The organism is Rhizobium sp. CF142 (genome assembly GCF_000281145.1).
GTDB lineage: Bacteria > Pseudomonadota > Alphaproteobacteria > Rhizobiales > Rhizobiaceae > Rhizobium.
Genome location: NZ_AJWE01000088.1, coordinates 48095 through 72636, shown reverse-complemented (window position 1 = coordinate 72636; position 24542 = coordinate 48095). Strand labels below are relative to the sequence as shown.

The 24542-nt window shown below is 60.0% G+C and carries 16 protein-coding genes and 1 pseudogene; 11 read left to right on the top strand and 6 right to left on the bottom strand.

Translation table 11 applies throughout. The features are described from left to right. The first annotated feature begins 62 nt into the window (after positions 1-62). The 4 genes and pseudogenes from PMI11_RS17170 to PMI11_RS17160 all read left to right on the top strand — a co-directional run bounded on the left by PMI11_RS17170 (position 63) and on the right by PMI11_RS17160 (position 6560). Positions 63-1311, top strand: a pseudogene (locus PMI11_RS17170) (NAD(P)/FAD-dependent oxidoreductase). Positions 1312-1477: 166 nt separating this feature from the next. After that, positions 1478-1621, top strand: a complete 144-nt coding sequence (locus tag PMI11_RS37710; protein ID WP_007819333.1) for a hypothetical protein — start codon at positions 1478-1480, stop codon at positions 1619-1621. 308 nt (positions 1622-1929) lie between these two features. Then, positions 1930-4458 carry a methyl-accepting chemotaxis protein gene (locus PMI11_RS17165; protein WP_007819331.1) on the top strand — a complete coding sequence of 843 codons (2529 nt, stop codon included), beginning with the start codon at positions 1930-1932 and terminating at the stop codon, positions 4456-4458. 257 nt (positions 4459-4715) lie between these two features. Next, positions 4716-6560: a methyl-accepting chemotaxis protein gene (locus tag PMI11_RS17160; protein ID WP_007819328.1), complete on the top strand. Its 1845-nt coding sequence runs from the start codon at positions 4716-4718 to the stop codon at positions 6558-6560. Here PMI11_RS17160 and PMI11_RS17155 read toward each other — a convergent pair. Next, positions 6533-6850: a hypothetical protein gene (locus PMI11_RS17155; protein WP_244430593.1), complete on the bottom strand. Its 318-nt coding sequence runs from the start codon at positions 6848-6850 to the stop codon at positions 6533-6535. The genes PMI11_RS17160 and PMI11_RS17155 overlap by 28 nt on opposite strands. Positions 6851-6864: 14 nt before the next feature. Here PMI11_RS17155 and PMI11_RS17150 point away from each other — a divergent pair, with 14 nt between their 5' ends. Continuing rightward, complete coding sequence (locus PMI11_RS17150; RefSeq protein ID WP_007819325.1) at positions 6865-7734, top strand: LysR family transcriptional regulator; 870 nt, start codon at positions 6865-6867, stop codon at positions 7732-7734. A gap of 7 nt (positions 7735-7741) precedes the next feature. Here the strand turns inward: PMI11_RS17150 and PMI11_RS17145 are convergent, their stop codons facing one another. From PMI11_RS17145 to aceA, 3 genes are all read right to left on the bottom strand, one after another. Then, on the bottom strand, positions 7742-8842 hold the full coding sequence (locus PMI11_RS17145) for a helix-turn-helix transcriptional regulator (protein ID WP_007819323.1): 1101 nt from the start codon (positions 8840-8842) through the stop codon (positions 7742-7744). Between the two features lie 104 nt (positions 8843-8946). Then, positions 8947-9183, bottom strand: a complete 237-nt coding sequence (locus tag PMI11_RS17140) for an SMc00767 family acetate metabolism repressor (protein ID WP_007819322.1) — start codon at positions 9181-9183, stop codon at positions 8947-8949. Between the two features lie 13 nt (positions 9184-9196). After that, on the bottom strand, positions 9197-10486 hold the full coding sequence (aceA, locus tag PMI11_RS17135; protein ID WP_007819321.1) for an isocitrate lyase: 1290 nt from the start codon (positions 10484-10486) through the stop codon (positions 9197-9199). A 180-nt stretch (positions 10487-10666) separates the two neighbouring features. Here aceA and PMI11_RS17130 point away from each other — a divergent pair, with 180 nt between their 5' ends. The 5 genes from PMI11_RS17130 (at position 10667) to PMI11_RS17110 (ending at position 16259) form a co-directional block, all read left to right on the top strand. Further along, complete coding sequence (locus tag PMI11_RS17130; RefSeq protein WP_007819320.1) at positions 10667-12061, top strand: helix-turn-helix domain-containing protein; 1395 nt, start codon at positions 10667-10669, stop codon at positions 12059-12061. 128 nt (positions 12062-12189) lie between these two features. Next, entirely contained in the window at positions 12190-13287 is a 1098-nt protein-coding gene (locus PMI11_RS17125; RefSeq protein WP_007819319.1) for a polyamine ABC transporter substrate-binding protein, read from the top strand. 91 nt (positions 13288-13378) lie between these two features. Further along, entirely contained in the window at positions 13379-14521 is a 1143-nt protein-coding gene (locus tag PMI11_RS17120) for an ABC transporter ATP-binding protein (RefSeq protein WP_007819318.1), read from the top strand. 4 nt (positions 14522-14525) lie between these two features. Then, positions 14526-15437 (top strand): ABC transporter permease subunit, encoded by a 912-nt coding sequence (locus PMI11_RS17115; RefSeq protein WP_007819316.1) that lies wholly within the window; start codon positions 14526-14528, stop codon positions 15435-15437. A gap of 3 nt (positions 15438-15440) precedes the next feature. After that, a complete protein-coding gene (locus PMI11_RS17110; protein WP_007819314.1) occupies positions 15441-16259 on the top strand; it encodes an ABC transporter permease in 819 nt (272 codons plus the stop codon). A 69-nt stretch (positions 16260-16328) separates the two neighbouring features. On the opposite strand, the gene PMI11_RS17105 is transcribed toward PMI11_RS17110, so the two are convergent. Continuing rightward, positions 16329-18227 carry an AsmA family protein gene (locus PMI11_RS17105; protein WP_007819312.1) on the bottom strand — a complete coding sequence of 633 codons (1899 nt, stop codon included), beginning with the start codon at positions 18225-18227 and terminating at the stop codon, positions 16329-16331. A 162-nt stretch (positions 18228-18389) separates the two neighbouring features. Between PMI11_RS17105 and PMI11_RS17100 the strand changes: the two genes are divergently transcribed. Next, complete coding sequence (locus PMI11_RS17100) at positions 18390-20342, top strand: acetoacetate--CoA ligase (RefSeq protein WP_007819311.1); 1953 nt, start codon at positions 18390-18392, stop codon at positions 20340-20342. Positions 20343-20618: 276 nt separating this feature from the next. Here the strand turns inward: PMI11_RS17100 and PMI11_RS17095 are convergent, their stop codons facing one another. Next, positions 20619-24335 carry a sensor histidine kinase gene (locus PMI11_RS17095; protein WP_007819310.1) on the bottom strand — a complete coding sequence of 1239 codons (3717 nt, stop codon included), beginning with the start codon at positions 24333-24335 and terminating at the stop codon, positions 20619-20621. Positions 24336-24542: the final 207 nt, after the last annotated feature.

The window sequence follows — 24542 nt, the reverse complement described above, 5'->3', positions numbered from 1 at the left end:
GACACACCGGTTTGCGTTGATCGTAACGCCATCATAACCGGAGTTTGGCAATTGGCGAGGGGGTGGAAGGCGTTGACTTTCACCCTCTGATGGAAAAAGAAGACGCGATTTCAGCAGGGAAAACGGATTTTGCAGCGCAAGAGCGATGTGATCGTCATCGGGGCGGGTGCCGCGGGAATGATGTGCGCCATCCGCGCCGGACAGCGTGGTCATTCCGTCACCGTGCTGGATCACGCCCGGGCACCGGGCGAGAAGATCCGCATCTCCGGCGGCGGCCGCTGCAACTTCACCAATATCAATGCCGGCCCGAAGAACTTCCTCTCCGCCAATCCACATTTCTGCAAGTCGGCGCTTGCCCGTTTTACTCCGGCCGATTTCATCGCCATGGTAGACCGGCATGGCATCGCCTGGCACGAAAAGACGCTCGGCCAGCTTTTCTGCGACAACAGCGCCAAGGACATCATCTTCATGCTGCTCGACGAGATGCGTGCGGCAGGTGCTGTCTGGCATCTCGGTCTCGAAATGACAGGAGTTGAAAAGACCGAAAGCGGCTTCCGTGTCTCGACCTCCGAGGGGGTCTTCGACGCCGCCTCGCTGGTCATCGCAACGGGCGGAAAATCCATTCCGAAGATGGGAGCAACCGGCTTTGCCTATCGCATTGCCGAGCAGTTCGGCTTGGCCGTTACCGAAACGCGCGCCGCCCTTGTGCCTCTGACGCTCGATCCGATTTTGCTCGAAAGCATCGCGCCTCTGTCAGGCATCTCTGCGCCCGCAGAGATCCGTCACGGCAAGACGGCCTTTCGCGAAGCGTTGCTCTTCACCCACCGGGGCCTCAGCGGCCCCACCGTCCTGCAGATTTCCTCCTACTGGCGGGAAGGTGATGCCATCACCATCGATATCGAACCGGATGTCGATATTGCCGCGCATCTGAAGAAGGCGAAGCAGGTAAACGGGCGCCAATCCGCACAGACCGCGCTTGGTGAAATCCTGCCAAAGCGCTTGGCCCAACATATCGTCGAACGCGAAGCCATCAGCGGCAACATGGCCGACCTCTCCGACAAGCTGCTGACCCGGCTTGCCGAGGCAGTGCAGAACTGGTCTGTCAGGCCTTCCGGCTCCGAAGGTTATCGTACGGCGGAAGTAACGCTCGGCGGCATTGATACGACGGCGCTCGATTCCCGCAGCCTGCAGGCCAAGGCCGTTCCCGGTCTCTATTTCATCGGTGAATGTGTTGACGTGACCGGCTGGCTCGGCGGCTATAATTTCCAATGGGCCTGGGCCTCCGGTTTTGCCGCCGGTGAGGCATTGTAAACGCTAATACTTATAGACGTGAAACCTTTTAGCCGATTCAAGACTTCTTAACATTGGCTGCGCCATCCTGTCTCAATGGCAGGTTGGCAAAGCCGTTCCTAAATTAAGCTTTACCGGCAAGCCGTTTTGTTGGATTGTTATGCTTAGATAGAAGTGAGGTTTCGCAATGAACAGAAACACTCGACGCGCCCGCGCCATCGCAATTGCCCAGGCAAAGCCTGATACGAAGCTCGTAACTCTGCGCTATCTGATGCTCGCAGCTGGCGCAACCGCCGCCAGCATTGCAGTTCTTCTTTCCCACTTCATCTGATCTTTCCGCAGCTTGAAATGGAAATTTTCGGTCTCGCGACTGATATATCGCGATTCCGCAGCGTGCAATTTGCAACTATTGTGCGATCACGGCTAACGCGCTTTCACCGCTTATCCGAAAATTAATATCTAATCTGACACATTGTAGACGAATATTTGGGTGTTTCCGGCCTCGCCGGAAATGAACTGGCAATGATTGCCGCCCGTTCCAGGGTTTTCCCAACTGTTAGTAGATCAGCTCGATATGCACCCGGCTGGCGCCAGAAGGCTGCCGGCGGGAGGAGTGGTGTATGAAAGGCACGACGCGCCATGTTCATTGACAAGATTCTTTCTCGTTTCAAGATTCAGACGAAGGTTCTGATTTTTGTTCTGCCATTCGTCATCACCATTTCCGCCGTGGGTCTGACCGGTCTTTATGCCTCCGGTCTGCTGCAGGGCCGGATGGAGATTTCCAACAGCGTTCTCCAGTCGCTGAGCGGGTTCAAGGATCTCTACGCCTCGATGGACGACTTCCTGCAGACGACCAACGAGCAGGCGCGCGACAAACTCCATGCCGACATCAAAACCCAGGGACAGACCCTTGACGCCACCATGGCACAGATCGGTGACAATGCCGGTCATGAAAACCTGCAGGCTGCGATCGAGGGCACGAACGACATTTCGGATACTGTCGGCAAGCTCTGGACCCTGCACGAGCAGGAAGTTGCCCTTCGCAAGCAGATCGACGATGCCCAGAAGGTGATGATTACCAACCGCTTCAATGTCAGCTACGACGCCAAGCAGCTGGAAGAAAACATCCGCACCGATGAAGGCAATGCAACGGCGACGTTGCGCGCAGCCGACCGTCTGCTGAAGGGCGGCGATACGCTGGCAACCGCCATGAACGATTTCAGCAAGGCGCAGACTTCAGCTGACAAGCTGAAGGTCGTGACCGATGCGCTGCCTGCGATCGTCAAGGCGCAGCGCATGATCGAGATCTCCGTGCCGCAGAACCAGAAGAGCATGACGCAGTCGATGGCGCAGACCGTCAGCGACCTGAAGGCTCAGGCGACGGCGCCGGAGGCCGGCACGGATGAGGGCGTTGCCAACCTTGGTCGTCTCGTTTCCCGCTTCCGCCAGATGTCGACTTATACGCAGCTCACCGCCACGCAGATGATGCGCGAGGCAACAACGACTTTCGTGGAGCTCGACAGCCGCATCGCCCAGACCAACTCCGTGTTGGAGGATACACGGCGCCTTGAAAGCTCCATCTATTCGCTGCAGCTTGTGCTCGCCGATTTCAACGCCAAGCCGAGCAAGGAAAATCGCGTTCGCCTGAACCAGGAAATCGCCACGCTCAACACCATGCTGAACACCCTTCAGGCAAGCGCCAAAGGCATGAATTTCGCCGGCGACATTGTCGACGCGATTACGCCAGCTCTCGCTTCGATGGATAAGGGTGCGCAGAGCCTCGTCGATGTGATCAATCAGCGTACGACCGATTATGCCGCAGCGCGACAGCAGCTCGACGGCGTCTGGGGCCAGCTGACCAGCTTCGCGGAAGAGCAGAAGCAGACTGCCGGCACCGAGCGCGACCAGGCCAACAGTATCTCCGTCGGCACGACCGCGCTCGGCATCCTGGTCTCCATCGTCGGCGGCATCGCGCTGGTGCTGACGCTGCAGCGGCCGATCGCCCAGATCACTGCCGCCATGCGCCGCATCGCCGAAGGTGCGCTCGACACCAACATCTCTGGCGAGAAGCGTTCCGACGAAATCGGCGACATTGCCCGGGCGCTTGGCATCTTCAAGGAAAATGCCCTCTCCAAGATCCGTATCGAGGAACAGAGCGACGAAGAGCGTCAGGCCGCCGAGCATGAGCGCCAGCGCAACGATGCCGAAAAACGCGAGATGGACCGCCAGATTGAGTATGCCGTCAATGAGCTCGCCGCCGGTCTCGAGCGCATGTCGCAGGGCGATATCTCGACGACGATCGATACACCCTTCATCGGCCGTCTCGAACAGCTCCGTCAGGACTTCAACGGTTCGATGATGCGCCTGCAGGCCACGATGAGCCAGATCCGCGACAACGTTCAGATGATCCAGGGCAACGGCAACCAGATGGCCCAGTCCTCCGAGGATCTCGCCAAGCGTACCGAGCAGCAGGCTGCATCGCTGGAAGAAACGGCTGCCGCCGTCGACCAGATCACCGTCACTGTCCGCTCCTCCGCCGAGCGCGCCAAGGATGCCGATCAGATCGTCCGCCAGGCCAAGCGCAGCGCCGACGACTCCGCCGTCGTCGTCAACAACGCGATCGACGCCATGGGCCGCATCGAGGATGCGTCGCGCCAGATCGAGCAGATCATCGGCGTCATCGACGAAATCGCCTTCCAGACCAACCTGCTCGCTCTGAATGCCGGTATCGAAGCCGCCCGCGCCGGTGAAGCCGGCAAGGGCTTTGCGGTCGTCGCCATGGAAGTCCGTGAGCTTGCCCAGCGCTCTGCCGCTGCCGCACAGGAGATCAAGGGTCTCATCAACAAGTCGACGAACGAGGTCAATTCCGGTTCGCAGTTCGTCCAGGAGACCGGCACGGTTCTCGCCAAGATCAGCGCTCAGATCGTCACGATCAGCCAGCATGTCGAAATGATCGCCCGCGCAAGCCACGACCAGTCGAGCGCGCTGCAGGAGGTCAACTCCACGGTCAACCAGATGGATCAGATGACCCAGCAGAACGCGGCAATGGTAGAAGAGACCACTGCCGCGAGCCGCGAACTCGCAAATGAGGCGGATGCACTGCTGCATCTCGTGCAGCAGTTCAAGATCGGCGGCGACAGCGACATGCACATGTACCGCGCCGCCTGATTTCAGCCTTCCCATCCGCAACGCAAATGGCCCCGTCTCCGGGGCCATTTTTATGTGTAAATAAGTCACGCCAAGGTTGTGAAGAGACGGATGGATTGAAAAATTCCTGCCCTTCTTGCAGATGATGCATTCATGAAATCATACTAGATTTGAAAAAAGACAAGTAAAAGGCTCAGCGCGAACCCCGCGTTAAGAGAAAATTTTCCCTAACGCATTCTTATGAAAATCATAAAGGTTGTGTTCGCCAGAGGTTCCAGATGCTGCGTTTCTTTTCGACATCCATCGTGCGCCAGATCGTTGCGATCACGCTGCTTCTGCTTGCGGTCAGCACCGCAGCGATTGTCGGCGTGACCTATTACAATCTCGGCAGCTATGTCATGGATAGTGCGGTATCCGATGCGAAGGACGCAAGTCGCTCGATGGCGGTTCTCTACGGCGCCAGCGATGCTGATGTCCGCATCGATGTGAAGGACAACGTGCTGTCGGGCGTCACCGAAGACAAGATCCCTGCCTTTGCAGATTATTCGCTGGTCGACCGCACGGCCCAGTCGATCGCCGGCGTTGCCACCATCTTCGAAAAGCAGGGAGGCGATTACGTCCGCGTCTCCACCAATGTGAAGAAAGAAAATGGCGACCGTGCCGTCGGCACCAAGCTTGCCGCGGATCATCCCGCCCAGCCGGTACTGGCGCAGGGCAACGCCTATTACGGTCCGGCAGACCTCTTCAGTCGCAAATTCATGACGGGTTATTTCCCGGTCAAGAATCCCTCGGGTGCCACGATCGGCATCCTCTTCATCGGCATACCCATGGAAGTCTATTACCAGCGTATGAACGAACTGCAGACGCTGGTTCTTAGCGTCGGCGCCGTGGTGATGCTGCTCGTCGGCGTGCTCGCTTTCTATGCGATCCGCCGTTCCGTCAGGCCGATGCAGGCCCTGACGTCGAGCGTGCGCGCCATTTCGTCGGGCGACCTCGTCAGCGCCATCCCCTGCGTCGAAAAGAAGAACGAATTCGGTGACATCGGCCGTGCGCTCGCTCTCTTCCGCGATAGCGCGGTAGCCCGCCAGGAACTGGAAACGCAGGCGGCCGAACAGCGCGCCCTGAACGATGCCGAGCGCAGCCGCAACGATGCGGAGAAGCGCACACTCGATGGCCAGATCGATTTTGCCGTCAACCAGCTTGCCGCAGGTCTCGGACGCCTGTCACAGGGCGATGTCTCGCAGACCATCGAAACCCCCTTCGTCGGCCGGCTCGAACAGCTCCGCATGGATTTTAACACTTCGCTCGAGCGCCTTCAGGATACGTTGACGCGCATTCGGGCGAGTGCCGCTTCCATCCAGCGCAACAGCGGTTCGGTTTCCGCCTCGGCTGACGAACTCTCCAGGCGCACGGAATCCCAGGCTGCAAGCCTCGAGGAAACGGCCGCTGCCGTCGAAGAGATCACCGTTACGGTCCGCTCGTCGGCCGAACGCGCCCATGAGGCAAACAATGTCGTCGCCGCGACCAAACGGACGGCCGACAGTTCCGGCACCGTCGTCGGTGATGCCGTCGCCGCCATGGGCCGCATCGAAGACGCCTCGCAGCGCATCGAACAGATCATCGTCGTCATCGACGACATCGCCTTCCAGACCAACCTGCTGGCGCTGAATGCCGGCGTCGAGGCGGCGCGCGCCGGTGAAGCCGGCAAGGGCTTTGCCGTGGTGGCGCAGGAAGTGCGCGAGCTTGCCCAGCGCTCGGCCAATGCCGCCAAGGAAATCAAGGCGCTCATCGACCAGTCGACCCGCGAGGTGAATGCCGGTTCCGAACTTGTGCAGAAGACCGGCAGCGTGCTCGCCTCGATCAGCCAAGAGATCATCGCAATCAGCGGCCACGTCGAGACCATCGCCACAGCAAGCCGCGACCAGTCGGCCGCCCTTCAGGACGTCAACAGTTCCGTCAATGCCATGGACCAGATGACGCAGAAGAATGCCTCCATGGTTGCCGAAACCACGCAGGCAAGCCGGCAGCTGGCGGAAGAGGCCGACATGCTGATGGCGCTGATCGAACAGTTCCGGCTTGCCGAAGGTGCTGCCGCTCACGGGCGCGTCAGGCAGGCGGCCTGACATCCGCATTCGTCTTCGCCGGGCCGCACCTTCGTGCGACCGGCGGCCTCGTCTGCCGGCAGCGTCAGCCAGGCTGCAAATCGCACCAGGAAGCTGCTTCCGGCGTTGTCGTAAAAGGCATCCTCTTCCTTTATCCGATCGCGTCTTGTCCGCTGCAGCAAGCTTGCTCGCTGCATTCGGCCGGCAATGTCTGCGACTATGAGATTATCGATCATCGTGATGTCCTCTCGTTTATGGACATCAATTGATCTACACATCAAAATTCGCTTTTTGAACGAGAAAAATCCCATTATGTTTTTCACTCATGAAAAATAGCAATTGGGACTCCTATCAGCTTTTCCTGCAGGTCGCCCGCACCGGCGGCCTGACGGGCGCAAGCGCTGCCACTGCTCTGAGCCCGGCAACGATCGGTCGGCGTATGCTCGAGCTGGAGCAGGAACTCGGCCGCACACTCTTTCACCGCAGCCAGACAGGCTACCGCTTGACCGCTGATGGGCAGACCCTCGTCGATCATCTGCAGGAGATGGAGGCGGCCGCCCGCAAGGTCGAAGCATGGCGGCAATCGTCCGAGGGTGGGGCCACCGTCAGGATCGCTGCCGGCACATGGATCTCCTGGCTGCTGACGGAGAATTTCTCGGCGATCCGCATGCCCGGGGACACGTTCGGCATTTCCCTTGTTATCGGCGAGGCCCGCGCGAACCTGAATTACCGGGAAAGCGATATCGGCATCCGCGCCTTCGAGCCGGAGGAAAGCAATCTCGCCGCCCGCCTGCTCGGCGAAGTCGCCTATGCCGTCTACATCAGACGCAATGCCAGCCAGGACGACACCAGATGGATCGCCGTCGGCGCAGAGGATGCGATCTCCGCCTATCTGCGCTGGCCCTATCAGAATGCGACATCCGCCATCGTCGCGACTGTCAACCGCCCGCGCTCCTTGCCGGATCTGGTGCGTGCGGGCGCGGGAAAGACGGTGCTGCCCTGTTTCGTCGGCGATCTCGATCCCGAACTGGAACGGAGCGGCGGCGAGCTGCCGGAGCTGCGTCACCGCCAGTGGATCGTCATGAATGCCGAGGATCGCCACCGCCCGGAAATTCGCACGGTTGCCGACCGGATGACGAAGCTTTTGAAAAGCTATACCGACCTCTTCGCCGGCAAGCGCGCCAGTCGCGGATAATCTGGCTCTACGGCATCAGCCTGCGCACGAGCCCCACCTGGCTGTTCACCCCGAGCTTCGAATAGATGTTCTTCAGATGCGAGCGCGCGGTCTCGTAGCTGACATCGTTCGTCCGTGCGACCTCGCGCAGCGACAGGCCCGCGGTGATGCCGGCGGCAATCCGCATTTCTGCCGCCGTCAGTTGGTCGATACGGAGCAGGGCGTCATTGAGATCGGGGCGCAACGGCAGGCTCGCCCGCTCGATGATCATCGCGACCGTCGGTCCCTCGAGAAATTCGGTGATGAAATCCGACTGCATCTTCACCAACGTACATTTGAAACCAGTGTTCTTCATCCTGATGAGCGTGCTTGCCGGCGAAAATGCCTGCAAGCGGTGGCGCAGCAGAGTCGACAGGCGGGAGGCAAGCTCGCTGTCATTGATCATGATCCGCCCGGTCGAGGTCACGCCGATCGCTTCGCCCTCGGCAATCATCCGCTCCGCCGCGCTGTTGATCGAGCGGATATTCTGATCCTCGCCGATATAGACGATACCGACGCCGATCGCGTCGAAGAGCGCCAATCCGTTTTCATTATTGTGGGGATCGCTGTGCTCGCGGCGAATGAAATCGAAGGCGCGGCGCAGATGCGGTGCCAGGTCGCTGAGCAGTTCGGCATTCCTGCGATTGAAATCCGGATCGGAAGACGAGGTCAGCGTCGAAAGATTGAAGGAGCGTCCGCGTTCCCGCATGATCGTCACGCCGACGCTGCTTTCGCAGCCGATCCAGCGAAGGTAGTCGCTGTAGAATTCCGTCTTCAGAAGCTGATCGCGCGGCAGCATCTGATCGGCGATCACGCCAAGGCCGATCGGCCGGGTGGCGGCGCGCGGCATCCATGGATTGATGGCCGCATAGTAGCGGTTATAGGCCTCGGTTTCCTTTTCCGCGAGACCGGAGGAGAGGGAGAGACCGCCGGTGCGCGCGACGGCATCGTGGAAAAACAGCGTCGACTTGGCATCGGGCATCGTCGCTGCCAGAGCATCGAGAAAGGCTTGCCACGACGTCTCGCCGAAGAGCGCGCCATAGATCAGATCGGTCAGAACTTCGAGTTTTGCGTGCGGCGAACCGGGCATATGCAGTTCCGTTCGAAGATATGCTCAATTATGCCGCGACTCCGCTGTGCTGACAATTGCGTCAAATAGCGTAGGTCCGGTGGTCTTTGCCACCGGACCTACGCTCAATTTCTGTTTGCGACGATGACGGGGATCAGCAGATCTCCCCAGTTGCCGTCGCCGCCATGATGCCGGGCGGAGCGTACCAGCTCCACCGAAACACCGGCCTCGACCGCTTTCATCACTGATAGATTCAGCCTGTGCAGATCATTGGCGAGCATGCGGATCACCGTCTGCTGATCATCAGTCATGCTGCTTGCCTGCTCTTCCGTCCGTTCGCGGACGCGCGCAATGGATGCCATGTCGTTTCCTCCTCTACTCGGCAGCCGGTTTGAACTGGGCGTGTTCGGTTGATTCCCCCATGGCCGTCGTCGAGGCGCGGCCGCCTGATATCGCCAGCGACACGGCGTCGAAATAGCCGGTGCCGACTTCACGCTGATGTTTGGTGGCGGTATAGCCGCGTGCCTCGGCAGCGAATTCCGCCTGCTGAAGCTCGCAATAGGCCTCCATCTGCCGTTCGCGATAGCCGCTGGCGAGCTCATACATGCCGTAGTTCAGCTGGTGGAACCCGGCGAGTGTGATGAACTGGAACTTGTAGCCCATGGCGCCGAGTTCGCGCTGGAACCTGGCGATCGTCGCATCGTCGAGGTTTTTCTTCCAGTTGAAGGACGGCGAGCAATTATAGGCAAGCAGCTTGCCGGGATGCACCTTGTGGACGCCTTCGGCAAAGCGGCGCGCCTGCTCCAGGTCCGGCTTCGACGTTTCGCACCAGATGAGGTCGCAATGCGATGCATAGGCGACGGCGCGCGCAATGCAGGGTTCCAGCCCGTTGCGTACCTGATAGAAGCCCTCGACCGTGCGTCCGGCATCATAATCGACGAAAGGCTGGTCGCGCTCGTCTATGTCAGAGGTCAGAAGCTTGGCCGCTTCAGCATCGGTGCGTGCGATGACGAGCGTCGGCACGCCCATGACATCGGCGGCAAGCCGCGCCGCGTCGAGATTGCGGATATGAGCGGCGGTGGGGATCAGCACCTTGCCGCCGAGATGGCCGCATTTCTTCTCCGAGGCCAGCTGATCCTCGAAATGAACGCCGGCTGCTCCCGCCTCGATATAGGCTTTCATGATCTCGAACGCATTGAGCGGCCCGCCGAAACCGGCCTCGGCGTCGGCGACGATCGGCGCAAACCAGGTCTCGACTGAAAGTTCTCCACCTTCTGCCGTCTCGATCTGGTCGGCGCGCTGGAGCGTGCGGTTGATGCGTTTGGCAAGCTCCGGTCCGGCATTGGCGGGATAGAGCGATTGATCCGGATACATTGATGATGCCGTGTTGGCGTCGGCGGCGACCTGCCAGCCCGAAAGATAGATCGCCTTCAGCCCGGCGCGTACCATCTGCATGGCCTGGTTGCCGGAGAGCGCACCGAGCGCATTGACGAAGTTCTCCTCATGCAGAAGCTGCCAGAGGCGCTGAGCCCCCATTTCGGCCAGCGTGTAGCGGAGCGCGACGGAACCACGCAGACGCTCGACATCGGCGACGGAATAGGGCCGCTCGATACCGTCGAAACGGCGATCAGGCGCGTTGCGAATGAGTTTGTAAAAATCTGTCATGCCAATCTCCTCTTTGACTTCCAACGCCTGAGCGCTGATGACAGAATTTACAAAAACGAGGAGATTATCCAGAAAAACCTTTGATTTCAGGCGAAGAAAGAGGTTAGGATGAGGAGGATTTACAGGGCAATTTTGTAATTTTGTAAAAATTTGTAAACCCTAGAGTGTAAAGGATGTGACATGGCGGAACGGAAGATATTTGCGGGGCCGAAAGTCAGGCGCATCCGCAATGCGCTGGCATTGACGCAGACCGCCATGGCCGAGGCGCTGGAAATCTCCCCCTCCTACCTGAATCTGATCGAACGCAACCAGCGCCCGTTGACGGTGCAACTGCTGCTCAAGCTCTCTTCCGTCTACCGCATCGATCTTGAGGAACTGCAGGGCGAAACCGCCGGCGGCCTTGGCCAGTTGAAGGAGGTGTTCGCCGATCCGTTGCTGTCGGGTGAACTGCCAGGCGATCAGGAGCTTGTAGAAGTGGCTGATGCCGCGCCCAATGCGGCTGGCGGTATGATCAAGCTCTACCGCGCCTATCGCGAGCAGGCCGCCCGGCTTTCCGACCTGACGGCCTTGATGGCGGGCGAAGGCCGTGCGCCGGTCGCTTCCGGCCGCTTGCCTCTGGACGAGGCGAGGGAAGTGCTCGAACGCCGCCCCGCCTATTTCGCTGAGATCGAGGCGGCGGCGGAAAGTTTCGCCAACGGACTTGCTGCCGGCGGCAACCTGAAGGACTGGCTGAAGAACGAGCGCGGCATCGCCACCCGCATCCTGCCCGTTCACGTCATGCCGGATCTGCGTCGCCGCTTCGACCGTCACTCGATGCGCCTTTTCCTGTCCGAGCGCCTTTCGGGGGCCGATCAAGCGCAGGAAATAGCCATCGAAGTGGCAAGGCTCGCCCTGCGGTCCGAGATCGATGCCGCACTTGAAGAACTGCCGCTGTCATCCGACGAGGCGCGGCGCATCGCCCGCTTCGAGTTGACGCGCAGTGCGGCGCTCGCCTTGCTGATGCCTTACGGGGCCTTTCTTCTTGCCGCACAGAATAGCCGATACGACATCGATCTCATCCGTGCCCGTTTCGCCGTCTCCTTCGGCCAGGCCGCGTCGCGCCTCGTCATGCTGCAGCGTCCAGGCGCCGCAGGCATTCCCTTCTTCCTGATGGAGAGTGATGCTGCGGGCCATGTCATTCGCAGGACAGGCGCCCAGGGCTTTCCGCAGGCGCGCTTTGGCGGCAACTGTCCGAAGCTCAATATCCACGCTGCCTTTCTCGAGCCGGGCAGGGTATTGGCCGAGACGGTCGTCATGCCTGATGGTTCGGCTTTCCTGACGATTGCGCGCACGCTCGAAGGGCCGGTTGTCGAGTTCGGCGAACGGGCGCGGCGCACGGCTGTGTTGATCGGCTGTGATGCCGCCTTGCGCGACAGCCTGGTCTACGGCCGAAGTGATGCTCTACCGGTTGCGGTCGGTCCCGCCTGCCGTCTTTGTGAGAGGCGCGGATGCCTTTCCCGGGCCGAGCCGCCGCTGACACGTCCACTCGCTCTGGACGAGACCTCCGCTGGCCTCGGAAGCTTCGATTTTCAGTGATTGTGAAATCATTGACGCTGCAGGATTTTGCGCTTGTAGGCTTAGAAATTCCTTTCTAGTCTGCAGTCAAACCAGAGGGAAGAAGAGGTGTCCGGGGGTGCGATACCTTTAAAAAAACAGGAGATATTATGAGGTCAAGAATAGCTAACCTGACGGCAGTTGCCGTTGTCGCTCTCCTTGCCGCCGCGCCGGCCTTCGCCCAGGAGCGTGTGGTCAACGTCTACAACTGGTCCGATTATATCGACAGCTCGATCCTTGAGGACTTCACCAAGGAAACCGGTATCAAGGTCGTCTACGACACCTTCGACTCCAACGAGACTTTGGAAACCAAGCTGCTTGCCGGCGGCACCGGTTATGACGTCGTCGTTCCGACCGTGTCCTTCATGCAGCGCCAGATCGCGGCCGGCGTCTATCAGAAGCTCGACAAGTCCAAGCTGCCGAACCTGTCGAACATGTGGGACATCGTGATGAAGGGCGTCGCCACCTTCGATCCGGGCAACGAATACTCCGTCGACTACATGTGGGGCACGACCGGCATCGGCTATAACGTCGACAAGGTGAAGGCTGCACTCGGCACGGATGAAAAGCCGAACTGGGATGCGCTTTTCGATCCGGCCAAGGCTGCAAAGCTCAAGGATTGCGGCATCTATATGCTGGATTCGCCGACAGACGTCATTCCGTCCGTTCTTGCCTATCTCGGCCTCGATCCGAACAGCAAGAAGCCGGAAGACCTGAACAAGGCGCAGGAGGTCCTGCTTGCCGTTCGTCCCTTCGTTCGCAAGTTCCACTCCTCTGAATATATCAGCGCGCTCGCCAACGGCGATATTTGCATCGCGCTCGGCTTTTCGGGCGACGTCTTCCAGGCGCGGGATCGCGCAGCCGAGGCAAAGGCCGGCGTAAATGTCGACTATTCGGTTCCGAGCCAGGGTGCGCAGATCTTCTTCGATGTCTTCGGCATTCCGAAGGATGCGCCGCATGTCGAAGAGGCGCATGAATTCATCAACTACATGATGAAGCCTGAAGTCGTCGCCAAAGCATCGAACTTCGTCTTCTACGCAAACGGCAACAAGGCCTCGCAGCAGTTTCTCGACAAGGACGTGATCGACGACACGGCGATCTATCCGACGCCGGAGATCATGGCCAAGCTCTTCACGGTGCCGCCGCTCGATCCGAAGACGCAGCGTCTGGTGACACGAATCTGGACCAAGGTCGTCACCGGCCAATAACCGAGATTTCGGCCCGGACGGAAACGTCCGGGCCTTTCCATTCCCGGCCCGGGTGGAGGCCGGCTGAAACCTTGTATTTTCGGGGAATAATATGAAATCTCTTGGCAATATCCGCCGCGCATTCGCACCTTGGACCGATCCATCCGCAAAACCGTTCATTGCCTTCAAGAATGTCACCAAGCGCTTCGGCGATTTTACCGCCGTCAACGATCTGTCGCTGAATATCTATCACCGCGAGTTCTTCGCGCTGCTCGGCGCATCCGGCTGCGGCAAGTCCACGCTGCTGCGCATGCTGGCCGGTTTCGAACAGCCGACATCGGGCGAGATCATTCTCGATGGCACCGATCTTGCAGGCACGCCGCCCTACAAGCGGCCGGTCAACATGATGTTCCAATCCTACGCTCTTTTCCCGCACATGACGGTCGAGAAGAACATTGCCTTCGGCCTCAAGCAGGATGGCATGCCGAAGGACGAGATGGTCGAGCGTGTCTCGCAGATGCTGAAGCTCGTGAAGCTCGAGCAGTTCGCTTCCCGCAAGCCCAACCAGCTTTCCGGTGGGCAGCGCCAGCGCGTGGCGCTTGCCCGTTCTCTCGCCAAGCGGCCCAAGGTGTTGCTGCTCGACGAGCCACTCGGCGCGCTCGACAAGAAGCTGCGCGAGGAAACCCAGTTCGAATTGATGGACCTGCAGCAGAGCCTCGGCCTCACCTTCGTCGTCGTCACGCACGATCAGGAAGAAGCCATGACAATGGCTGACCGCATTGCAGTCATGAGCCACGGCAAGGTGGTGCAGGTCGCCACACCGGCCGAAATCTACGAAGCACCGAATTGCCGCTTCGTTGCTGATTTCATCGGCGACGTGAACATTTTCGACGGCAAGGTGACAACGGCCTCAAATGGCGCGGTCGAAATCGCCGTCGACAGCGGCCTCACGGTCCGCACGGCCTCGACCGACGCCCCGACCGTTGGTAGCACGCTCGGTTTCGCCATCCGCCCGGAAAAGCTCCGCGTCACCCGCGCGGCACCCGGGAATGCCTCAACCAATGCCGCCAAGGGCGAGCTCTGGGACATCGGCTATCTCGGCGACATGACGGTCTTCCACGTCAGACTGCCGAACGGCAATGTCGTCAAGGCTTCTTCCCTCAACGCACAGCGCGCCGTCGATGACCCCTTCACCTACGATCAGGAAGTCTGGATCTCCTTCGATGAGGACAGCGGCGTGCTGCTGAAGGATTGAGACCATGGGGACCTTCACTTCACGCTTCTACAACCGCCTTGTCATCATCATTCCCTATGCTTGGCTGCTGCTTTTCTTCCTGGCGCCGTTCTTCATCGTCTTCCGCATCTCGCTGTCGGCAACGGCGATCGCCATGCCGCCTTATGAGCCGGTCTTCGCTCTCGCTGATGGCTGGGGCGGTTTCTGGGACAAGGTCTCGAGCTTCTCCCTCGACAACTACGGCTACCTGACCGACGATCCGCTCTATTTCAATGCCTATATATCGAGTGTGGTGATCGCCGGAATCTCCACTTTCCTGACGCTTTTGATCGCCTATCCGGTTGCCTATGGCATGGCGCAGGCGCCGCGCAGCATTCGCCCGACGCTCCTGATGCTGGTGATCCTGCCCTTCTGGACAAGCTTCCTGATCCGTGTCTATGCTTGGATTGCCATCCTGAAGCCGGAAGGGCTGCTGAACCAGTTCCTGACGTCGCTGCACCTCATCGACAATCCGCTGATCATCCTCAATACCAATACAGCCGTCTATATCGGCATCGTCTATTCCTATCTGCCCTTCATGGTGCTGCCGCTCTACTCGGCGCTGGAAAAGATGGACGGCACGCTGATCGAGGCGGCACAGGATCTCGGCTGCACGCCGATCCAGGCTTTCTGGCGCGTCACCTTCCCGCTGTCGATCCCGGGTGTCATCGCCGGCTGCATGCTGGTTTTCATCCCGGCCGTCGGCGAATTCGTTATCCCCGACCTCCTTGGCGGTTCGCAGACGCTGATGATCGGCAAGACGATCTGGAACGAATTCAATTCCAATCGCGACTGGCCCGTTTCTTCGGCGGTGGCGACGATCCTGCTTCTCATCCTCGTGATCCCGATCGTCTTCTTCCAGAATGTTCAGGCGAAAGCCGACGAGGCAGGGAAATAAGCCATGTTCAGATGGACCCGCTTTAACATCACCTCCGTCGTCCTCGGCTTCGCCTTTCTCTATCTGCCGATCGTGCTTCTGGTGATCTTCTCCTTCAACGAATCGAAGCTCGTCACCGTCTGGGGCGGTTTTTCGACCAAATGGTATGTCTCGCTGCTCTCCAATCAGGCTCTGCTCGACGCGGCCTGGGTGACGGTCCGCGTCGGCCTGCTGTCGGCGACATTCGCCACGATCCTCGGCACCATGGCGGCCATCACTCTCGTTCGCTTCACGCGCTTCCGTGGCCGTATCCTCTTTTCAGGACTGGTCTATGCGCCGCTTGTCATGCCCGAAGTCATCACCGGCCTGTCGCTGCTGCTCCTCTTCGTGGCAATCGGCCTTGACCGCGGCTTCTGGACGATCACGCTGGCACACACGACGCTGACCATGTGCTTCGTCGCCGTCGTCGTGCAGTCACGGCTTCTGAGCTTCGACCAGTCGATCGAGGAGGCCGCCCAGGATCTCGGCGCTCCGCCGGTCAGGACCTTCTTCGAGGTGACGCTGCCGATCATCTCGCCAGCCGTCTTTTCCGGCTGGGTTCTGGCCTTCACCCTGTCGCTCGACGACCTCGTGATTGCGAGCTTCACGTCAGGACCGGGCGCAACCACGCTGCCGATGAAGATCTACAGCCAGGTGCGTCTCGGCGTGACGCCGGAAATCAATGCGGTCTGCACCATTCTGATCGCCATCGTAGCGATAGGCGTCATCTGCGCATCTGTCGTCACCAAGCGCCGCGAAGTGCAACGCGAGCGCGATGAGAGGGCCGCGGCGGCGACAGCTTAAGAGCAATTCCAGCGAAAGCCTGTAGCGGTTTTGCGTCCGGAAATGCTCTGAAACTGACCAGGAAAGGCGCTAAGGCTGGGTTTTCGTCGGTGCGTTGAACAGCGGCACCGGCGAAATGACCGGGTTCGGCCACGAGCCGCCGATGAAGAAGGGCAGGCGCGGCAGATCGACCGCTTTTGCCGGATCGATCGCTTCCAGCGCGCCGGAGAGCGCAAGCCCGTTCGACTCATAAGTAATGACGCCCGATAGTGTCAGCATCTGATCGGAGCCGGCAAATCGCGCATCGTGGATTTCCGCGGTACCATTGGCAAAGTCGGCCTGAAGATCGAGCTTGCTGAAGGCGAAGGATCCGTTTCCAGTGGAGCTCAGCGCGAAGAACGGCTTCTGCGCTGCCTGCGTGCGAAGTGCATAGACATCGACACCGGGAATGGAGCCCGCAGCCGTCCAGAATCTGAGCTTGCCGGTCACATCGGCAAGTCCCGTCGTCCAGATCGCCTTCGGCGTCTCCAGCGAAAGATCGAGGGAGCCGGTCGCATGCGGCAGCGGCCCCTTGAGCTGCAATTTTTCGGCAAGTGCATTGAAATCCGCATCGCGGATCGAAAGCTGCAACTTGCCGCCGCCATCAAAATCGCGGCGGGTCGCTTCCAGATGGGCCGTCATTTCGCCGCCCTCGAACTGGCTGTCACCAATATCGAACTTCGCTTCCTCGCCGGCGACGATCACGCTGGCGCCGACATCCGCAAGCGAAAAGATACCCATCTGCGCCTGTCGCGCGGAAAGCCGCACATCGAGATCAAGAAGTTGCAGCGGTCCGAGAGGGCTCGGTAGCAGCAAGTCGCCGAGGCCACCGGCAGCAAGTCTGAGCGCGAAGGCATCGAGGAACGGTTTAAGGTTCATCTGGTCGAAGGCAAGCGTCCCGCCGATCTTCGGCCGCTTGCCAGGTGCGACGGTGAAATCCATCACACCGGTGGCGCTCGCATCGTTCAGCGCCATACTCACATTGTTGAAGCGGAAACCGTTGGATACCGACGTCACATCCGAAGTCATCGACGCGCTCTTCAGCGACTCGATCCCCGGGATAGATCTGCCGGACCATTTCAGGAGGGCCTGCACATCCGGAAAGCTGGCGTTGATATTGCCTGAGACCGAAGAGAGGCTCACCATGCTGCCGACGCCCTGGAAACGCGCGGTCATCAGATTGGAAGCGATCGAGGCCTTCATCTCGGCATTCTTGCCGGCGAAGACGAGCAGCGGCGCGGCCGAGGCAAAATCGACCTTCAGGTCCTCACCGTTGAACCGGGCAATGAGGACGGCTGAAATTGCCCTCGACAGCTTCGGCCAGGCGATATCGGCTGCGACGCTGTCGAAGTGGTAGACATTGCCCGTCCGCGTATCGGTCAGGGTCAGCGTGCCGTCTTCGACCGTCACAGCGCCGATATCGGCGTCGAGCTTCGGAGCGAGAACCTCGGTGCCGTTGTTGTCCTGCACACCTGCGATGGCCCGCGCCAAAAGGCCGGCATAGCTCCAGTCGATCAGGCCGTTCTCATCGCGCGTCAGCGAGAGGCTAGGCCGCAGCAGGTGAAATTCGTGGAAGCGAGTGCGGCCGCGCAGCGCATCGATCAGGCTGAAATCGGCTGAAAGGCTCTCGATGCGGCCGAGCAGTCTGTCGCCGCTTTCGCGCGGCTGGCGGATGGTGACGTCGTTGAGCGTAATGCGTGGCGTCGGCCAGAATTCGAGGACCGGATTACCCTTGATCTCGGCGTGATAGCCCGTCCATTTCGACAGAGCATCCTCGATGCCGGAGCGCACGAAGCCGGTGGAAATAAGATAGGGAGCGGCGATCCTGAGCGCGAGGAAGAAGGCAAGCCCGATTAACAATATGATGGTGGAGACACGGGCAAATGCCGGCAGCCAGCGTGAGACGGGGCCGATCCTCTTTCGCCATCTGCCTTGTCTTGACGTACCCATGAGCTCCGCCGGAACTTCAGCCGGTTACCCGTTATTTTCTGATTTTGCCGGATATATGAAATACCGGGCATATGCAAATCCCACGCGCGGCGGATCGCGTCGCTGCACACTTTATAATGCAATGCAGCATGCTATAAGTTCCGGATTGGGGAGGAGGATTGAATGCAGGAAAATCAGCCGCTTTGGAAGCCCACGGAAGATGGGATCGAAAATAGCCCGATCCATGTCTTTATGCAGCGCTGCAATGGAGACTTCGGTCTCGCCTTGAAAGGCTTTGAGGATCTGCATGCCTGGTCGATCGCCGATCGGGAGAGCTTCTGGTCAGCTTTGTGGGATTTCTGCGGCGTGAAGGGAGCGCGCGGCGCGGATATTCTCGTTCACGGCGACCGCATGCTGGAAGCGCGCTTCTTTCCTGAGGCGCGCCTGAACTTCGCCGAAAACCTGCTGAGCGGAAGCGGGCAGGGCGATGCCATCATTTTCCGCGGTGAAGACAAAGTTGAAGACCGCTGGTCGTGGGATCGCCTGCGCGCACTTGTATCACAGCTCCAGCAGGGCTTTCGCGCGCTCGGCATCGGCGAGGGTGACCGTGTCGCGGCCATGATGCCCAATATGCCGGAAACGATAGCTGCCATGCTGGCGGCAACCTCGATCGGCGCCATCTGGTCGTCCTGTTCTCCGGATTTCGGCGAACAAGGCGTGCTCGATCGTTTCGGGCAGATCGCGCCGAAGCTTTTCATCGCCTGCGATGCCTATTGGTACAATGGCAAGCTGCAGGACGTGAAGTCGAAGGTGGCGAACGTCGCAAAGAGCCTCGGTGTGCCGACACTGGTGGTCCATTATGCCGGCAACGCCGAAGAGGTCGCGCGCGAAACCGCCGGCGGCAAGACGCTTTCAGAATTCGTTGCTCCCTATGCACCGAAGCCGATCGAGTTCGTGCAGCTGCCTTTCGCCCATCCGGCCTATATTCTGTTTTCCTCGGGCACAACCGGCGTACCGAAATGCATCGTCCATTCGGTCGGTGGCACGCTGCTTCAACACCTGAAAGAGCATCGCCTGCATTGCGGACTGCAGCCGGGGGACAAGCTTTTCTACTTCACCACCTGCGGCTGGATGATGTGGAACTGGCTGGCGAGCGGCCTTGCCTCCGGCGCCACGCTCTGCCTTTTCGACGGATCGCCTTTCGCGCCTGATGGCAATGTGCTATTCGACTATGCGGCCGAGGAGAAATTCGCGATCTTCGGGACCTCGGCCAAATATATCGACGCCGTGCGCAAGAGCGGACTGACGCCGCGCACGAGCCATGATCTGTCGAGCTTGCGGCTGATTACTTCCACCGGTTCGCCGCTGTCGCCTGAAGGTTTCGCCTTCGTCTATGACGGTATCAAGGAAGACGTCCAGCTCGCCTCGATTTCCGGCGGCACGGATATCGTGTCCTGCTTCGTGCTCGGCAATCCGCTGCAGCCCGTCTGGCGCGGTGAGATCCAGGGCGCTGGCCTCGGCCTTGCCGTCGACGTCTGGAATGACGAAGGCAGGCCGGTCCGTCAGGAGAAGGGCGAACTGGTCTGCACCAAGGCCTTCCCGTCAATGCCGGTCATGTTCTGGAACGATCCTGATGGCGCCAAGTACCGCGCCGCCTATTTCGAGCGCTTCGACAATGTCTGGTGCCACGGCGATTTTGCCGAATGGACCGAACATGGCGGCCTGATCATTCACGGCCGTTCGGATGCTACGCTCAATCCTGGCGGCGTGCGCATCGGTACGGCGGAGATCTACAATCAGGTCGAGCAGATGGACGAAGTGGCCGAGGCGCTCTGCATTGGCCAGGACTGGGATGACGACGTGCGCGTCGTGCTCTTCGTCCGCCTGGCGGCCGGCGTCACCTTGAGCGAGGATCTGATCAACGCGATCAAGACCCGCATCCGTGTCGGCGCCTCTCCCCGCCACGTGCCCGCCAAGATCATCGCGGTTGCCGATATCCCGCGTACCAAGTCCGGCAAGATCGTCGAACTTGCCGTGCGCGAGGTCGTCCACGGCCGGCCGGTGAAAAATCAGGAGGCGCTCGCCAACCCTGAGGCGCTCACGCTTTTTGCCGGACTGGAAGAGCTGAAGGTCTGATAGCGGCTGCTAAACTACAAGCTTTTGCCGTTGATCAATTCCCCATTTTGGAAACCTTTCGTTAAGAAAGGTTTGTCAAAGGTGAAGCCAACTTGGAGACCATACATGAAGAGATGGTCTGGAACTGCGGTTCCCGAAACATGACGTTCTCAGACTAAGCTCTTGTTTTACCAGCACCAACTCTCGAAGGCAGCCATTGGCTGCCTTTTCTTTGGCGAGCAATTCCAGCAAAAGTGTACAGCGGTTTTGCGTTCGGAATTGCGCGAAAATAATTGCTTAGCCCGCCAGCACGCGCTGCGACGGGAAGGTGATTTCCACCAGCGTGCCTTCGTTCGGCGCAGAATTGATCGAGAAAATCGCCCTGTTGGCATCGACCATTGCCTTGGTCAGCGGCAGACCGAGACCGGTGCCGTCGCCGCGATGGCGTGACTGCGTGGACGATACCTGGCGGAATGGCTTCATCGCCTGATCGAGTTCGCTGCGCGTCATGCCGATGCCGGTATCGCGGACCCGCATCGCGACGCTGCCGTTCGCCTCATAGGAAGTGGAAACGACGATCTGCCCGCCTGATGGCGTAAAGCGGATGGCGTTCGACAGGATGTTCAGCGCGATCTGCTTGATGGAGCGCAGGTCGGCCACGACATCGGGCACCGACTGCGAAAGCGCGGTGCGAATGATGACCCGCTGGCTGTTTGCCTGCGGCTGCACCAGCGCCACTGCTTCCGAGATCGCTTCGTTGAGGCCGACGGAGGCGAAGTCGAGATCCATCTCGCCCGCTTCGATCTTGGAAATATCGAGCAGGTCGTTGACGATATCGAGGACATGCCGGCCGGAGCGACCGATATCGTTGGCATATTCGATATAGCGCGGATGGCCGATCGGCCCGAAGCGCTCGCTCGCCATCATGTCGGAAAAGCCGATGATGGCGTTGAGCGGAGTGCGGATCTCATGGCTGACGCGCGCAAGGAAATCCGTCTTGTGGGCATTGGCGGTTTCGGCTGCACCCTTGGCATTACGCAACTCGTCTTCGGTGCGCTTCCATTGGGTGATGTCGCGGATGACGGCGCAATAGCCGTTGGATGAGGTCAGGCGACCCATGGTCATGAACAGCGGCACAAAACCGCCGGCTGCCTCGCGGCCGATCACTTCGCGTCCGTCGTTCAGCACGCTTGCCACACCATGGCCGGAAAGCCCATGCAGATAGTCGAGAACCGCCCTCTGGCTCTCATGGGCAAACAGCATGACGAAGGGTTTGCCACGCGTTTCCTGTTCGTCGTAGTTGAAGAGGGCGCTTGCCGAGCGGTTCATCGAGCGGATATCGCCTTCCGTGCCGATGACAACAACGCCGTCGGTTGCCGTCTCCAGGATCGAGCGCAGCTCCTCCACCTCGACCTGCAGCTTGGCGACCTTCTCGATCATCCGGTCGGAGCGCTGGTCGAGCCTGATAACCTCGCCTTTGCCTTCTTCCCGGTTTTCGACCGGCATCAGCGCCAGCATCAGGGCGTTGGAATCTTCCCAGCGAACCGATTGCAGACGGGCCGTGACCGGCACCAGCCTGTCGTCGGCTTTGACGAGCATCATCGTGCCCGAACCGTTTTCGAGGTCGTGGCGCTGCAGCAAGGCATCGATGCCGCCCACTTCGGAGAGGGCCTCGACGGAGCCGTAGCCCGTCAGCCGCAGGAATTCCGGATTGCCGTGGATCAGCTGATCGCCGGCATGGATCAGCACGGCAACAGGCAGCAGATCGACGGTCACAGCCGAGAGCCCGTCCGTCATCTTCACGCGCGGCGGAATGAAACTGGTCAGAACCTCGATCTGGCTGACGGTCTCCTGCAGACCTTCGGTGACGTCGTCTTCCGCTTCAGCAGCGGATGTTTCTTCGGCTTGCGCAGCAGCCTCTTCCGGCAGCGGTTCTGCTGCGGCTTCGTAGATCGCTTCCTGCGGTGCCGCCTGCTCGACAACAGAAGTTTCGGCAACAACGTCTTCGAATACCGATGCCTGTTCGACATCGGGTTCCGGCTGTGGGGCCACGACCGGCTCTTCGCTGCGCGCGCCGAAGGCTTCGAGGCGCTTGGCGATCTCGCGGAAATTCGCCTGCTCGGCAGCCGTCAGACCGCTGCTGGCACTGTGCAGCTGCACGATCTTGTCGGTGAAGCGGCGGCTCGGCGTTTCGGAAAGGCGTAGCGCCGGCGGCTCTTCCCGCTGCTCGGCAACATCAGGCTCAGCGGCGGATTGCTCCTCGGCGACAGGTTCTGCTGCCGTCTCTTCCGGGGTGGTTACTTCTGTAGCTGCTTCCACCACCGCTCCGGTGTCCTCTTCGACATCAGGCTCTGGATTCACTGCATCTTCGGCCTGCGGCACAGCTTCGGCAATGTCTTCAGATTGCTCTTGCGGCAGTTCAGCCTCTTCCGGCGCGGTTTCATTGACCGGGCCAAGATAGGAAGCATCATGGCCGATGCCGTCAGGCCCGAGCGTCAGTCCGAGTGCCAGAGGATCTTCCTGCGCGTCCGACAGGCGCACCACGCCGAAGCCGCGGAAACCATCGAAGTCGCGGTTGCGCGTATAGGTCGGCAGGGCGGCGAGATCGACAGGTACGACCAGGCTCGTGCCCTCGATCGGCCAGTAGATCGTCTTGCCGGACCAGGTATCGCGCCGCGCTAAGGCCTCGGAGAGCCTTGATTCCGGATCGAGGTTGAAGAGGGCGGCAACGTCGGAGAAAGCGCTCCCGATTATGTTGCTCGCATGCGGGCCGACGGCCTCGGCGAATTCATGCGAAACTTCGCTGAAGCGGCCTTCCGCATCGATCTTCCAGACGAATCGGGTGGCGCGGCTGTTGGTCTTGAAGACGAAGCTGCTCTTTGGCGCGCTTTCAGGCTCTTCCGGGACAACCGGTGCTGCCGCGAAGTTTTCGGCGACGGAAGCGGCCGGCTCAACCTGTTCCACAACCGGAGCCTCTGCGCTTGTTTCAACGGTTTCTTCCGCTGAGGCAAAAGTTTCGCTCGGCTGATCCACCTGCTGCTCGCCGGAGTCTTCGACGACCGCTGCTTCGGGCTCGGAAATGCTGTCAGCTGCCGACGGCCCGGAACGGGCTTCGATCTCGGCCGGTTCGCTGACTTCAACCGGCTCCTCTGCCTCGCCGGTGATTTCCTCCAGCGTCTCCCCGACTTCTTCGATGCCGGAAACGGCGTCGATCGCTTCGGCTTCAGTAAAACCGGCCACAGGCGCGGCAACACCAGCGATTTCATCCGCTGTGGCTTCTGCTGGTGCAATTTCCTGCGGCGCAGGCTCTTCGACGCTGGCGGAGGGCTCAATCGGATCGAGATGACCGATCGACGTTTCGACGGCGAAGATAAGGTGGAGTGCGGGCTCGTCGTTGAGCTTGCCGACGGCAGCCGGCAAGTGGCCACGCCCGGTCGCAACCGGGCGCTTCACCAGCCGGTCTGGATGGACGCCGGCAAGCGTGATGAGCGTCCTTGCCGCCTGCTGCGTGATGCCGAGCGAGGCGAAGCCTGGCGATGCGGCAATGACTTCGCCCTCGGCCCCGATCACTGCCATATGCGTATCCGGATCATCGAGGCCCTGCAGCATCTGCGCAGCACTTGCGCCAGCCGTCAGCGGGTGCGTGGAGACCGGAACGGAAAACAGGATGGCCTTCTCGCCCGAAGCGAGACGGATGAGCTCCGAGGAAGCCTGAGCCTGAACGCGCTGGAAGCCCTTGGCGATGCGAATGACAAAAGTTCTCTGGTCGCCGACTTCGCCAAGCTGGCGGGCAGTCGCCTCGAGCTGGCGGAAGGTAATGTCGGCGCGGCTGACGCCCTGATCAAGCAGATCATAGACCGCAGTATGGCCAAAAAGCTCGGCGCCGGCACCGTTTGCCCACAGCAAGTGGGAAAGGTCGCCCGAGAACAGAACCATGGCCTCGCCACGCGAAAATCGCTCACGAACCCGCGCATGAACGGCAATATCGATGAACGGATACTGGACTGCGGGCATGATCGAACCTGTCGCTTTCGGCCTCTTAGAATTAACTGCTTATTAATAACTGCAGGTCTGCGACCGGTCCAGCAGAGCGGGGAGCTTTCGGCCGGGAAGGTTAACGTATTGTGCGATGCACAATGATGTTGCAATGCACAATAAGATGCGCTATATAAGAATTATCCGATTTATCGCGGGCACAAGATCTGCCCATCCTAAAGGAAC